This window comes from Nocardiopsis valliformis DSM 45023, from assembly GCF_000340985.1.
GTDB classification, from domain to species: domain Bacteria; phylum Actinomycetota; class Actinomycetes; order Streptosporangiales; family Streptosporangiaceae; genus Nocardiopsis; species Nocardiopsis exhalans.
Window position 1 is genome coordinate 87090 of sequence record NZ_ANAZ01000017.1, and the last position, 12388, is coordinate 99477.

At 70.7% G+C, this 12388-nt stretch carries 13 protein-coding genes; 7 read left to right on the forward strand and 6 right to left on the reverse strand.

Annotated elements, in window-relative coordinates; translation table 11 throughout:
• Positions 1–160: 160 nt before the first annotated feature.
• Positions 161–874, forward strand: coding sequence for a nuclear transport factor 2 family protein (locus D457_RS0118530; protein ID WP_026116779.1), 714 nt, complete (start codon positions 161–163; stop codon positions 872–874).
• A 137-nt stretch (positions 875–1011) separates the two neighbouring features.
• Here D457_RS0118530 and D457_RS0118535 read toward each other — a convergent pair whose 3' ends face one another.
• Both D457_RS0118535 and D457_RS0118540 read right to left on the reverse strand, forming a co-directional pair.
• Complete coding sequence (locus D457_RS0118535; protein ID WP_017582169.1) at positions 1012–1701, reverse strand: response regulator; 690 nt, start codon at positions 1699–1701, stop codon at positions 1012–1014.
• Positions 1668–3068 (reverse strand): sensor histidine kinase, encoded by a 1401-nt coding sequence (locus D457_RS0118540; protein WP_017582170.1) that lies wholly within the window; start codon positions 3066–3068, stop codon positions 1668–1670. Before D457_RS0118540 ends, D457_RS0118535 begins: the two co-directional genes overlap by 34 nt.
• Before the next feature lie 138 nt (positions 3069–3206).
• Here D457_RS0118540 and purB point away from each other — a divergent pair, with 138 nt between their 5' ends.
• The gene (gene purB, locus D457_RS0118545) at positions 3207–4637 is read left to right on the forward strand and encodes an adenylosuccinate lyase (protein WP_026116780.1); all 1431 of its coding nucleotides are present in this window, start codon (positions 3207–3209) and stop codon (positions 4635–4637) included.
• Positions 4638–4691: 54 nt separating this feature from the next.
• On the opposite strand, the gene D457_RS0118550 is transcribed toward purB, so the two are convergent.
• Positions 4692–5945, reverse strand: a complete 1254-nt coding sequence (locus D457_RS0118550; RefSeq protein ID WP_017582172.1) for a sensor histidine kinase — start codon at positions 5943–5945, stop codon at positions 4692–4694.
• Positions 5946–6276: 331 nt separating this feature from the next.
• Here D457_RS0118550 and D457_RS0118555 point away from each other — a divergent pair, with 331 nt between their 5' ends.
• A complete protein-coding gene (locus D457_RS0118555; protein WP_017582173.1) occupies positions 6277–6468 on the forward strand; it encodes a hypothetical protein in 192 nt (63 codons plus the stop codon).
• Here the strand turns inward: D457_RS0118555 and D457_RS37140 are convergent.
• A complete protein-coding gene (locus D457_RS37140; RefSeq protein ID WP_239646145.1) occupies positions 6420–6575 on the reverse strand; it encodes a DoxX family protein in 156 nt (51 codons plus the stop codon). The two genes, D457_RS0118555 and D457_RS37140, sit on opposite strands and share 49 nt — an antisense overlap.
• Before the next feature lie 432 nt (positions 6576–7007).
• Here D457_RS37140 and D457_RS36235 point away from each other — a divergent pair, with 432 nt between their 5' ends.
• Positions 7008–7928, forward strand: coding sequence for a PASTA domain-containing protein (locus D457_RS36235; protein ID WP_160167407.1), 921 nt, complete (start codon positions 7008–7010; stop codon positions 7926–7928).
• Positions 7929–8137: 209 nt separating this feature from the next.
• On the opposite strand, the gene D457_RS0118565 is transcribed toward D457_RS36235, so the two are convergent.
• Positions 8138–8542, reverse strand: a complete 405-nt coding sequence (locus tag D457_RS0118565) for a four-helix bundle copper-binding protein (protein WP_026116781.1) — start codon at positions 8540–8542, stop codon at positions 8138–8140.
• A gap of 413 nt (positions 8543–8955) precedes the next feature.
• Between D457_RS0118565 and D457_RS0118570 the strand changes: the two genes are divergently transcribed.
• Positions 8956–9285, forward strand: a complete 330-nt coding sequence (locus D457_RS0118570; protein ID WP_017582176.1) for a DUF3140 domain-containing protein — start codon at positions 8956–8958, stop codon at positions 9283–9285.
• Between the two features lie 411 nt (positions 9286–9696).
• Complete coding sequence (locus D457_RS0118575; RefSeq protein ID WP_017582177.1) at positions 9697–10722, forward strand: hypothetical protein; 1026 nt, start codon at positions 9697–9699, stop codon at positions 10720–10722.
• 54 nt (positions 10723–10776) lie between these two features.
• On the opposite strand, the gene D457_RS0118580 is transcribed toward D457_RS0118575, so the two are convergent.
• Positions 10777–11745: a threonine ammonia-lyase gene (locus D457_RS0118580; RefSeq protein WP_017582178.1), complete on the reverse strand. Its 969-nt coding sequence runs from the start codon at positions 11743–11745 to the stop codon at positions 10777–10779.
• Between the two features lie 49 nt (positions 11746–11794).
• Between D457_RS0118580 and D457_RS0118585 the strand changes: the two genes are divergently transcribed.
• Complete coding sequence (locus tag D457_RS0118585; protein ID WP_017582179.1) at positions 11795–12388, forward strand: flavin reductase family protein; 594 nt, start codon at positions 11795–11797, stop codon at positions 12386–12388.

Genomic DNA, 12388 nt, shown 5'->3' on the forward strand with positions numbered 1-12388 from the left:
CCGGTCAGCGGGTCGGTCGGGGCGGGCACACCGATCCGTGACCCGCGCTTGAGCGAACCCTGAGCTGGTGCGGGTGGAGGGTGGGAAGCAGATCGCCCCGTTCCCAGCGGCGGTCCTCTCCCTCGCAGGTTTCCCATTCTTCGCGGAAGGAGTCCGCACCATGGCCACCACGAGCAGCGGAACCGGTTTCGACCTCGATACCTTCCGGCGAGCCCTGGAGGAGGGTGACACCGACACCCTCATCAGCCAGTTCGCCGACGACGCCGACATCGAGACCGTCGACCGCCGTACCCCGCCCAGCATGCCCACCGTCATCCACGGGCGCGACTCCATCGAGTACTACATGCGGCAGGTGTACTCGATGGACACCGACCACGAGATCCTCCAGTGCGTCATGGAGGGCGACCACGCCGCCTACACGGAGCGCTGCACCTACCCGGACGGCCTCACGGTCATGAGCATGACCATGCTGGACCTGACCGACGGCCGGATCACCCACCAGTCGACCGTCCAGGCCTGGGACGAGGAGGCCCCGGACACGCCCCGGGTGGTCGACTTCGCGACCACCGACGCCCGCGTGGAGTTCGACCACGGGCACACCGAGGCCGTGCGCCTGGGCGGGCAGTTCCTCAACCGGATGACCCTGGAGCCGGGGTGGCGCTGGTCCGAGCACAGGGGCGCCGAAGCCGGTACCGACCTGTGCATGCGCACCCACACCTGCCTGGGTATGGAGGGCACGCTGGCATTCCGGACCGCGGACGGCGAGGAGCAGCGGGTCGGGCCCGGCCAGGTGGCGTTCATCCCGCCCGGCCACGACGCCTGGGTGGAGGGCGACGAACCCGCGGTGATCGTCGAGTGGAGCATGGACCGATAGACCCACGGGAGAAGTAGTACCACCGGAGACGTCAGAGGACGGGCAGGCGCCCGGGCCCGGCTCTCCGGTCGGCCCAGGCCGCGTGACCTGGCTGTACTGACCGGGGAGGCCGGTAGGCGCGGGCCGACCGGTCCGGGTCAGATGCTCTGGGTGCGCAGGTAGGCCAGGACCGCCTGGACACGGCGATGGATGTCGTCGTCGGGCGGCAGGTCAAGCTTGGCCAGGATGTTGCCCACGTGTTTGCCCACCGCCGCGTCGCTGACCACCAGCTTGCGGGCGATGGCGCCGTTGGAGTGGCCCTCCGCCATCAGTTCCAGTACCTGGCGTTCCCTGGCGGTCAGCCGTTCCAGCGGGTCGGAGCTGCGGCGCAGCAGCTGCCGGACGACTTCGGGGTCCACGAAGGTCGCGCCCTCCACGACCCTGCGCAGCACCGAGGCGAACTCACGGACGTCGCCCACCCGCTGTTTGAGCAGGTAGCCCACGCCTTTGCCGTCACCGGAGTCGAGCAGGTCGGTGGCGTAGCTGAGTTCCACGTACTGGCTGAGCGCCACCACGGCCAGCCCGGGGTTCTCCTGACGCAGCCGGACCGCGGCGCGCAGCCCCTCGTCGGTGAAGTCCGGGGGCATCCGGATGTCGGTGACGACCAGACCGGGCCGGTGCTCGGTGACCGCCTCGACCAGGGCCTCGCCGTCCTCGACCGCGGCGACCACAGGGAAGCCGAAGCGCTCCAGGACACCCACCAGGCCTTCGCGCAGCAGAACGCCGTCCTCGGCGAGCACGGTCGGTACGGGGGTCACGGCGTCGGGTCCGCTGGAATCGGTCCGCACGGCAGCTCCACTCGGATTCGGGTCGGCCCGCCTTCAGGGCTTGTGAGCCCCATTGTGCCGCCCATAACGGCCACCCGGTCACCGAGTCCGGTCAGCCCGCTGCCCCTGTCGGCGTCGGCCCCGCCCACCCCGTCATCGGTGACCTCCACCGTGAGGGTGGCCCTAGCGGACCCCTGGGCGGCCCCAACCGCCCGGACGTCGCCGGAGGCCAGGTGCGCGCGGACGGTCACGGCGGTGGCCTCGGCGTGCTTGTAGACGTTGGTCAGCGCCTCGGCGACGACGAAGTAGGCGGTGCCCTCCACGTGCGGGGGCAGCCGGTGCGGGATCGCGGTCTCGACGGTGACCGGGACCGGGCAGTGGTCGGCAAGCTCCTGGAGCGCGTTGTGCAGTCCGCGATCGGTGAGCACGCGCGGGTGGATGCCGCGCACCAGCTCGCGGATCTCGTCGATGAGCTCGTCGGCCTTGGCCTGCGCGGCGACGACCCTGCGGTCGGCCGGGGAGCCCTCCTCCAGCTCGATGCGGGCCATGCCCAGGTCCATGCTGAGCGCCACGAGCCGCTGTTGGGCGCCGTCGTGCAGGTCGCGTTCGATCCTGCGGCGCTCGTACTCGAAGGCGTTGACCAGGCGGGCGCGGGACTCGGTGACCTGGTCGAGTTCGGCCCGCAGCTCCTCCTTGGGCGGGCCGACCAGGAGGGCGCGGGCGATGACGCCGTGGCCGTAGGACATGGCCCCGCAGCTGTAGAGGAGCAGGGCCACCACCAGCGGGGAGAGCAGGGCGTAGGGCAGTGCTTCGGCCGGGGTGGTGAGGGTGGTCCAGGCCATGGCGATGGCGGGCTCGTTCTCGTTGAGCAGGATGAGGGGCGAGACCGCCAGGGCGATGGTGACGCTGGCCAAGGTGAACGTCACAAGGAAGGCGACCCCGACGAGCGGGAACATGACCGCGGCGTAGGCGACCTCGCGCCAGGTCGCGGCCTCGGCGTAACGCGTGCGGATCCAGCCCCACAGGCCGGGCGGAGGCATACGGTGTCCGCTGCCGTTCTCGCCGGGTATGACCAGGTATAGGCGGCGGCGTTCCAGGGCGCCCAGCGGGATGGCCACGAGCGGGGCGAAGCAGAGCACCGTGAACAGGCCGGAGAGAAACGCGAAGGTCAAATCGCCAGTCGAGGTCCCGGTCCCGATCATCGCGACGAAGAAGGTCCAGGGCATGTACACGGGTATCGCCACGAAAAACAGGGCGCCCCCGACCAGCAGGGTGGTCAGTACGTAGGCCAGGGACCGCCAGGGCCAGGCCGAGAGCAGGTATCTGGGGCTGGCGAGAGCCTTGAGCAGAGTACTCGGTGCTCTTCTGTGGACATTCCGCGTGTTCATGGGTCCAACGCTAGGACGCAGTCCCCGGGCAGGGACATCCGCTGGGCCCGCCGGTTCACGGTAGGGACGGCCCCACCCGGGTACTGGGGGCGGACCTGTGCGCGCCCGCCCCAGCTCAGGGCGATAGAGTGACACGACGTGAGCGCGAAACCTGTGATCCCCGATGTCCTGGCCGCCCGCTACGCGTCCGCGGAGCTGACCCGGCTGTGGTCCCCCGAATACAAGGTGGTCGCCGAACGGCGGCTGTGGCTGGCTGTACTGCGTGCGCAGGCGCGTCTGGGCGTGGACGTCCCGGACGGTGTGGTGGAGGACTACGAGAAGGTCCTCGAGCAGGTCGACCTGGCCTCCATCGCCGAGCGCGAGCGAGTCACCCGGCACGACGTCAAGGCTCGGATCGAGGAGTTCAACGCCCTCGCCGGGCACGAGCACGTGCACAAGGGCATGACCTCGCGCGACCTGACCGAGAACGTCGAGCAGCTCCAGGTCCGCGACAGCCTGCTGCTGGTGCGCGACCGCGTGGTGGCGCTGCTGGCCCGGCTCGGCCGTCTGTCCGCCGAGTACGGCGAGACGGTCATGGCGGGCCGTTCCCACAACGTGGCCGCGCAGGCCACGACGCTGGGCAAGCGGTTCGCGTCGATCGCCGACGAGGTGCTGGTGGCCCACGGCCGCCTGGAGGAGCTGATCGCCCGGTACCCGCTGCGCGGGATCAAGGGCCCGGTGGGCACCGCCCAGGACATGCTGGACCTGCTCGGCGGTGACCGCGCGGCCCTGAACACCCTGGAGAACGAGGTCGCCGCCCACCTGGGCTTCGAGCACCGGTTCACCAGTGTGGGCCAGGTGTACCCGCGTTCGCTGGACTTCGAGGTGCTCACCGCCCTGGTGCAGCTGGCCGCCGGGCCGTCCTCGCTGGCCAAGACGATCCGCCTGATGGCCGGGCACGAGCTGGTCACCGAGGGCTTCGCCGAGGGCCAGGTCGGTTCGTCCGCGATGCCGCACAAGATGAACACGCGTTCGTGCGAGCGGGTCAACGGTCTCACCGTGATCCTGCGCGGTTACGCGTCGATGACCGGTGAGCTGGCGGGCGACCAGTGGAACGAGGGCGACGTGTCGTGCTCGGTCGTGCGCCGGGTGGCGCTACCGGACGCGTTCTTCGCCTTCGACGGCCTGGTGGAGACCATGCTGACGGTGCTGGACGAGTTCGGTGCCTTCCCCGCGGTGATCTCGGCTGAGCTAGACCGCTACCTGCCGTTCCTGGCCACCACGAAGATGCTGATGGCCGCGGTGCGGGCCGGTGTGGGCCGCGAGACCGCGCACGAGCTCATCAAGGAGCACGCGGTGGGCTCGGCCCTGGCCATGCGGCAGGAGGGCGTGGGCAACCAGCTGCTGGACCGGCTGGCCGCCGACGAGCGCTTCCCGCTGGACCGCGCCGCCCTGGACGCGCTGCTGGCCGACCGGATCACCTTCACCGGTGCCGCCGCCGACCAGGTCGACTCGGTGGTGTCCCGGATCGGGGAGATCACCTCCGCCCACCCCGAGGCCGCCGCCTACACCCCGGGTTCGATTCTGTAGGCCCGCATCGCCCCAGGGGCCCGGGGCGCCGAGCGGCGTCCCGGGCCCCGTCCGTCAGACGGGTTCGTGCTCTTCCTCCGCCACCGCGGAGAGTTCGGCTCGCAGCCGCCAGCCGCCGTCCGCCCCGGGTTCGGCGGTCAGCTCCCCGCCCACGGCGGCCACGCGTTCCCTCAGGCCGGACAGCCCGAACCCGCTCTCTGGCGGCGGCACCAGCCGGCCCGGCGGCACCCCGTTGGCGACCTCCACGGCCAGGGCACCGGCGTTGTGGTGGATTGACACGCGTACCTCGGCCCCAGCCGCGTGTTTGGCGGCGTTGGTCACCCCTTCCTTGACCACCTGGAAGGCTGTGCGCTGGGCGGCGAGCGGGATACCGTCCCCGTCAGGGATCCCGCCCCGAAGGTCGATGCGCATCCCAGCCTCACACCATTCATCGACCAGTTCCCGTACCTGTGCCAACGCGGGCTGTGGCTGGGTGGGCGGTGGCCCAGCGGGTTGCTGGCGCAGCACACCGAGGATGTCGCGCAGCTCCCCCAGAGCCTGGCGCCCCGTACCGCGGATGAGTCCGGCGACCTCCAGGGCCCGGGGGTCGCTGGTCGACACCTCCAGGCCGCCGGCGTGCAGGACGATCAGGCTGACGCGGTGGGCGACGACGTCGTGCATCTCGCGGGCGATGCGGTTGCGTTCGGCGCTCACGGCCTGCTCCGCGAGCAGGTGCCGTTCGCGGTCGAGCCGTTCGGCCCGTTCCCTGAGCCCGTCGACGAGCTGGCGGCGTGTGCCCACGTACAGGCCGAGGGCCAGGAGCAGCAGCAGGAGCATCACCGCCATGAACCCGGTGCCGCCGGGCTCGTCGCGGTAGACGAAGGCCATCGCCGCCGTGTAACCCAGCGACCACAGCACCGGGGACAGCGGTCCGCGGGCGTGAACGGCATGCGAGTAGACCGCCACGAACACCGGGATGACGTTGGCGAACCCCAACAGCAGGACGAAGGCCACGCCCAGGAGCCACAGGGGGCGGGAGCGCCGCACCAGCATCGCCGCGGACGCGCACAGCACGGGCAGCAAGAAGTACAGCGTCCCCGGCAGTTCCGGGCCGTACCGGGCGGCCCCGGATTCGAAGAGCTCCCCCACCGGCGCACCCGCCAGGCCCCAGCCGTCCATCGACTGGATCTGGAACTGGGCTGTGAGTGGGAGGGTCCCCAGGGCGTACAGCCAGTCGGCCGCGACCCAGCGACGCTCACGCCGAAAGTGGGGGTCCAGGCCCCGCCAGTATTCGAGGGGCCGGGCGAGGCGGCGAGTCCAGGTGTGCATGAGCGCTGAGTCTAGGACGCCCGGCAGCCGCCCGCCCGGGACCGCGCACCGGCGCCATCACTCTGCCCCGGACGCGAAAGCGCAGGTCAATCCGGCCCTGACTGGACAGGCAGCGGCTCGTTTCCCCGCCACCCCCCACGAAAGTGGGGGGGCGGCACCGACCAAAGACATGCCGTGACGGTCCGCACCCCGGACTTCGGAGACACGGTGCTCCTCCGCCAGGAGTGGAACCCTGGATATGACGCAGTTCACTTAAGCTAACACTGGGTTTGAAAGTTAACGCCTATTACGGTTGTGGATGCAGGCGCACCCCTCGGCCTTTGGAGCACCCGTGATCGACCCCACTTCGTTCGGCACCGCCCTGACCACGCTGGCAGTCATCGCAACGATGGTCATCGCCTTCGGCCTGGCCATCCTGTCCGACATGGCCATGCGCCGCCGCGAGGACCGCGCGGCCGCCTCCTCACCCAGGCCTCACGAGGCGGCTGCGAGCACCAGGGACGCCGCGGCAAGAGCGAGGTAGCCCGGCGGGAATCCGAGCCTGTGGTTGCGGGCACGCAGGTGGGCCAGTACCGCTCCCACGAAAAAGAGGGGCAGCCCCAGGGCCGCCGTCTCGCCGATCGGGGGCATCCCGAGGAACCCGAGCAGCAGACCCGTGGCTGGCCCCCTTCAACAGACCGAGCACGAGCAGCCACGACTCCGGAACGCCCACGGCCGCCGAGTTCTCCAGGATGAACCGGGCCCGGAACAGGCCGGCGAGGGCGATGAGGCCGTTCGCGGCGATCGCGAACACGGTCACCACCACATGGACGACAGTCATGTCTGTCCTGAGCGTCGAAGATGCGGGGATCGCTCACCCGTATGACACTCACCGAATCGCGAACGTGACCTCGGCTACCGGACCCGCCTCCCCGTTTCCTCACTCCGCGTGTTCGGGACCGTCGAATTCGGTGATTCGAGCCGCCCTGAACCCCGGCCTCGCTAGGGTGCTGATTCGCCGCACCGCGCGGCACGGTGATCGGCGCCCGCTCCGCCCTCCCCTTGAACTGAGACGGAGCACCCTTGTCCCTTCCTCCGCATGTACCGGGTCCGCCCCCGGGCCCCGGCAAGAAGCTGTCCCCGCTGGCCACGATCGGGCTGGGATGCGGTGGCTGTGCTTCCATGGCCTTCTTCGGCTTCTTCGGGCTGCTCATCCTCGGGTTGGTCCTGCCTTCCCCACCGCCGGACGAGGAATCCGTGGCCGTGTCCGTGTCCCCCTCGGCGGAACCGGAGCTCGAGCTGGTGGGGCTGCGCCTGCCGGAGGCTCAGGAGCTGGTGGCCGAAGCCGACCTCGAGCTCGGGGACCCGGTGCTCGCCGCGACCGGAGAGGACGTGGAGTGGACCCGCTCGGCAATGGTCGTGTGCGGTCAGGACGTAACGGAGGAAGCGGCCGAACTGGCCGTGGTGCCCGAGGGTGTGGACTGCCCCGAGGACGGTGAGGCCGCCGAGGAGTGGCCCAAGCTGCCGGAGTTCACCGACGGGACTGTCGACGAGGCCGGCGCATGGATCGATGCCGCGGGCCTGAGGGTGGCGGTCGAGAGCGCCTTCGGGGATGTGGACGCCCCGGACCTGGCGGACGCCGCCGGGGACACCGTGTGCGGGCAGTCCCCCGGCAAGGGCGAGAAGACGGCGCCGTTCTCCGACACCCTCAAGGTGAAGCTCTTCGTCGTCTCCGACGACACGGACTGCCCCGAGGAGATCGGCGACCCCAGCCCCACACCAGAGCCGGAACCCGAGCCTGAACCCGAGCCCGCTCCGGCACCCGACCCGGAACCGGCCCCCGAACCTGAGCCGGAACCCGAGCCCGCCCCGGCACCCGTGCAGGGCGTGCACCCGGGGGCGTTCTGCTCACAGCACTGGCAGTACGGCCACACGAACAACGGCACGCTGATGCGGTGCACCACCACGGCTGAGGACGACCGCTTCCGTTGGCGCGCCGCCTGAACCGAAACCGGACGGGAAGACCGGGGTGCTTGTCAGCCCGCGCGCGTGCCCGAGCTCCTGCGCCTGCGCCCCGACCGGGCTCCCGCGCTCCTGCTGTTCGAACGTGAGAAACTGAGCCTGCTTCGCCCGGTCGGTCGCGGACCGTGGAGACGGCTGCCTCACCCTCTTCGACCCATGGGCACGAGGCGCTCTCGGCCGCCCATGCCGGCTCAGACGATGGCCAGCGCCAGGTCCCGGCAGGCCCGGGCGCACTCACGGCACACCTGGGCGCAGAGCCGGCAGTGCTCGTGGTGTTCGGCGTGGACCTCACACTCCGCCGCGCATCTGTCGCAAGCTCGGGCACAGGCTTCCAGGACCGATATGACGAAACCGTCCTCCTCGGCGGTCCGCCGCACGAGAACCCTCTGGGCGGCCTCGCAGACGTCGGCGCAGTCCAGATCGGAGCGGGCACAGGCGACCAGCTGGGCCCCGCCCTGCTCACGCATGCAGGCGTCCGCGCACACCGTACAGACCTGCGCGCAGAGTCCACAGGACTCCACGGCCGCGCGCACCTTCTCGCCCACCCCCTCCGGGTCGTCGGGGTGGGCGTACAGCATCTGTCCGAGCACACCCATGACCGGCACCTCCTGTCTCCTGTTCGCCCTTGCGACCTGCTGGGAGGACCCGTGCCCGACGCCACCGGACTCGCGTCGAAACCCGGTCGCGGGATTCAATCACACGCCTACCCCGGGCACGGGCTTCTCAGACGTACCGCGTGCCGGTAAGCACCAGCGGGCCCGGCCGAGGACGCTCCGCTGCGAGGTGGACGGGAAGGCTTCCGGTTCGGCCAGACACACCCGTGAACGGCTGGTGTCACCCCTCGGACCAGGTGGCTCGGTGCAACCCCGCCGGTCTCAGCCCGAACGTATGAAGACGGGGCACCGTGGGTAGCCGCTATGGGTGAGGGCGAGTGAAGGCCGTGGGAAGGCCGCGCTCTGTCAATGACGCGGCGCGGGTGTGCCGACCCGCGCAGGAAGGGGAACACGCAATGGCTGTCAGTGATCCGGGCACCGACCGTATCTGGGAGGAGTTCCACGCTGCGGTCAACATGACCGGGGAGGAACTCCGCCGCTGGCTTCTCACCGACGCTTCCGGGGAGGACGCCTTTCCGGCATCGGGCGGTATCGACACCGAGGGAGAGCAGATCGTTCGGCTGCTGAACAAGCGCAGGACCGACGTGACCTCCTCCGACCTCGAACTCATGGAGCGGGTCGCCGGATTCGTCCAGGAAGAGTTGTCGGACCCGCGCCCCGAGGACGACGTCTGGCGTCGAAAGCTGATGCGCGTCGGGCACGATCCGATGGGCCCCGGTTCCTGACCGGTCGACGCCTGACAAGCGCATCCGCACCGGGGAAACGGACGCGGCTTGGGCGGCCGAGCTCCGTGCCGGGGGAACGGAGGTCGGTCGGCAGCCCCATCCGGCTGAACGCGTCGGGGACGCCCCCGAGGTGTTCCGACGTCCATGACAGCCTCAGCGAAGGCCGCGACCGAGCGGGCAGCCACCGTACCAGTGGCCGTGTCGAGTTCGAGAGCGTCGACATCACCGGCGGAGCAGAGGTTCCCGGCGAGTACCCGCAGTAAGCTCACACCGACGAGGACCCGTGGAACCGGTGCACGACGGCCGCCCGAACCAGCCCCCGAACCTCGGCTCGGCCTGCCGTACCCCGGGCGGTCCGCGCCGGCCTCCTCCGCCCCCGGAGGAGGACCCTCCAGGCGAAAGGGGCACCACGTGGATTCCCCCACCACCGACCACTCCCCGCCCACGGAGCCTTCGGGCGCACCCCGTCTCGGACTGACCCTCTTACCCGCGGGCGTTTTCTATCTCTTGGTCCTCCTCTTCCTGCTGGAACCGTTCGTCCTCGACCTGTACTGGGGCCGCCGTTCCTTCCGGGACCTGGCCGAAGCGCTCCTGACCCTGCTGGCCATCGCCGTCGCGGGGTACCTCCTGTCCGCCGCGCTCCGTAGGACCGGGCTGCCCCGGCAGCTGGGCGCCGTGGCCCTCCTGAGCCTGCTGGCCGTCGGTGCCCACGTCGAGTGGGTCCGCGTCTCCCAGCACCATGGCCTGGGGCTGGCAGGCGCGATCGGCCTGATGTTCCTTCTGGGGATGGTCCTGGTCATCGGCGGGTCCGTGGTCCTGGCCCTGCTCCACCTCACCCGGGGGCGGGGCCTCGGGTGGACGGCGCTGGTCGTACCGGTCGCCCTGGCCGCCCAGATCTCTCTCGACGAACACCTGATCAGCACGCCGGAGCGGCAGGCGGCCGCCGCCGAACGGGAGGAGTTCGAGGAGGTGGTGGCCTCCCTCACCGAGCATCCGGTCGCCGCGGTCGTCCTGGACCTGGAGGGCTGGGCGGCCGAATCGGTGACATACGAAGGAAGCGTCACCTACGCCGGCCCGTCCGGTGCCGCCGTCACGGTCAGCAGCTGGAGCACGCACGACTACGATCCCCGGCGCTCGGAGGCGGACTACCCCGGCTTTCTCCGGAGCGGTTGTGTCGACGAGGACTACGTCTGTGAGGACTTCGACGACCCTCCCCTCTCCGGCGTGGTGTTCCAGCACGAATCCGTACCCGAGCGGTACACCGTGCGGGCCCGGTTGGGGCCCGAGGTCGGAAGCTCCGTGGATCTGTTCCCCGGGCAGGGGGCGGTGGTCCTTCTCTCGGACGAGGTCATCGAGCTGGCCCACGGCCTGAGAACCTTCGAGGAGGAGGACGCCGCGCTCGTAGCCGAGCAGATCACCGGCCGCCCCCGCCCCTGAGACCCCGGAGCCAGGAACCCGCGGCCCCCGTGAAACCCTGCGTCCCCTGGCGGCTCAGCCGGTGGCGCCGGTGGAGATCAGGCGGCCGAACAGGTCCGGGTCGACGTTCCCGCCGGAGACCACCGCGACCGTGGCCTCCGGCTGCCCCGGGACCGTGTCGACCTTCCCCGCGAGGACCGCCGCCACGGCCAGGGCACCGCTGGGTTCGGCGACCAGGCGTGCGCCGTGTGCCAGCGCCGCCACCGAGCGGGCGATCTCGTCCTCGCTGACGGTGACGATCTCGTCCAGGCGGGCCGCCAGGTGCGCGAAGGTGCGTTCGGACAGGCAGGTGCGCACCCCGTCAGCCATGGTCCGGTAGGTGAGCTCGGGGTCCCAGGTGACCAGCCGCCCCTCCCGAAGACTCTCGGCGGCGTCGGCGGCCAGCTCCGGTTCCACGCCCACCACCCGGACCCGGTGCGGGTGCACCGTCCAGGCGGCTGTGGCCACCCCGGAGGCGAGCCCTCCCCCACCGACCGGCACCACGATGGTGGTGACCTCGGGTGACTGTTCCAGGATCTCCAGCCCCACGGTGCCCTGACCGGCGATCACCCGGGGGTCGTCAAAGGGCGGGACCAGTGCGAGGAGTTCGCGGTCGCGGAGCTCGGTGGCGGCCGCGAGGCGTTCGGCGGGCGGCACGGTCACCACCCGGGCGCCCAGGGCCCGAATCCGGTCCACCTTGATCTCGGGCGCGCCCTCGGGCACCACGACGGTGCAGGACACCCCCTGGCGGGCGGCGGCATGGGCCAGGGCGAGGCCGTGGTTTCCCGAGGAGTGGGTGACCACCCCGTGTTCGCGCTGGACCGGGTTGAGCAGGGCGACGGCGTTGGTGGCGCCGCGCAGTTTGAAGGCACCGGTGGGTTGGAGGCTCTCCGGTTTGAGGAGGAGGTCGGCTCCGTCGGGGGCAGCGGTCAGCGGAGTGCGCACCACATGGCCCTGGAGGCGGGTGGCGGCGGCCCGGACATCATCAGCGGTGACCAGTTCCATCGGCCAAGTATCCCCCGCGCACCCCCGGTACACGGAATAATCGGTGCCGATGCGTACCGAACACAACCCTGACGACCTGCCCGGCCGGGCTTTCTACAAGCTGATGACGTCGCTGGTGGTCCCGCGCCCGATCGCGTGGGTCTCCACCACCTCCGAGTCCGGTGTGGACAACCTGGCCCCGCACTCCTTCTTCACCATCTCGTGCACCGAACCGCCGATCGTGCAGTTCACCTCGGTGGGGCGCAAGGACTCACTGCGCAACGCCGAGGCGACCGGCGAGTTCGTGGTCAACCTGGCCACCGAGCCGCTTCAGGACCAGATCAACGCGAGCGGGACCGACTACCCGCCGCACGTGAGCGAGTTCGACGCGCTGGGCATCAAGCGGGAGGCCAGTACGGCGGTGCGCCCGCCGCGGGTAGCCGGGTCCCCGGCCGCGGTGGAGTGCGCCCTGCACTCGACCCTGCGGCTAGGCGACTCCACGGTGGTCTTCGGCCGAGTGCTGAACGTGGCCGTGGACGAGTCCGTGGTGGTGGACGGCCTGCCGGAGGTCACCCGACTGCGCCCGATGGCCCGTCTGGGCCGCAACGAGTGGTCCACCCTGGGCGAGGTGCGCGCGATCGACCGCATCCCCTACACCCCCTGA